The 1183-nt window shown below is 67.5% G+C and carries 1 protein-coding gene; it reads right to left on the reverse strand.

Features of this window, described 5'->3' with window-relative positions; translation table 11 throughout:
• Window positions 1-114: 114 nt before the first annotated feature.
• Window positions 115-1183, reverse strand: a 1069-nt coding sequence (locus tag ACESSC_RS09755) for an IS110 family RNA-guided transposase (RefSeq protein WP_373162743.1), incomplete at its 5' end; no start/stop codon positions are given.

Below are 1183 nucleotides of genomic sequence, written 5' to 3' on the forward strand. Positions count from 1 at the left end.
GGGGGTGTTCCTATAGTTTTGTCAACTGGGCAATGCTGTTTTCGAGATTGAATCGCGACATGCTAACGCCAGGCCTTTCGGCCGATGGGCTCCAATCTGTTCGGAGCGCTTCGACTAGGCGGCGTAGGGCACCCTGTCCCGCATGATCGCGTAGATGACCTTCAGCCTCTTTCGTGCCAGCGCCTTGAGCGCCTTGCCGTGCGGCATGCCCCGCTCTCGGCACCTAGCGTAGTAATCGCCCCATCTTCCCTCTGTCCGGGTAAGGCAGTTGCACGAGAATATGAGCAGGTTCTTCAGCCTCTTGTTGCCTTGGCGCGATGCCGTCACCGAGGAGATCGAGGTCCCCGACTGGCGGTTGCGCGGCGCCAGGCCGCAGTACGACGCGAGCCTGTCATGGCTTGGGAAGTCTTCGATATCTATGGAGATCGCGAGCTCGGAAGCGGTTTTGGGGCCGATCCCCGGCACCGTCAGGAGGCATCGGTAGGTATCGTCGCCCTCGAGGAGGGCGGATATCTCCGCCGTGATCACATCGATCTCCGCCGAGTTCTCGGAGATCCTGCGCGCGAGCAGCCTCACCGCCCGGTCCTCGGCGGCGATGGCCGCCGCGTCCGGCCTTGTCGAGGAGGCCGTCGAGCGGACGAGGGCCTCGATCTTGCCGCGCGCCGCCCCGCGCGTGAGCGCCGCCGCCCTGCGGGGCCCGGCGTCGGCCACCGACCAGGCCCCGCCGAGGGATGCCATGAGCCTCAGCTGGGGACCGTCGGACAGGTCGACCAACGCCTCGAAGGCGGGGCACGATTCCAGCAGGATGCTGCGCAGCCGATTCTTGCTCCTGGTGTTTTCGCAGTTCAGGAAGTTTCTCTGGGCGGCCAGCGCCCTCGCCGCCGCGACCGTCGGGCCCGGATCCCCGACCGGCAGGAGTGCGTCGGGGATGCCCAGCGCCGTCTTCGCGATGACCATTGCGTCCCGCTCGTCGGTCTTGGCGTCGCCGGCGAAGAGCCTGGCGGCCCCGTGTGCCGCGAGTCCCGGCAGGTACGCCGCCGACATCCCGGCCGCCTTGGCGCGGGCGAGCGCGAGGGCGCCTATGTTGCGCGACTGGTCGACGACCACGAGCGCGTCGGGGAAGCGGCCGAACAGCGAGTCCAGATCGCCCTCCCTGTTCGCGACGGGGGCGCTCAGCAGTATC

Origin of the sequence: Collinsella aerofaciens (assembly GCF_964243765.1) — a bacterium.
GTDB classification, from domain to species: domain Bacteria; phylum Actinomycetota; class Coriobacteriia; order Coriobacteriales; family Coriobacteriaceae; genus Collinsella; species Collinsella aerofaciens_BU.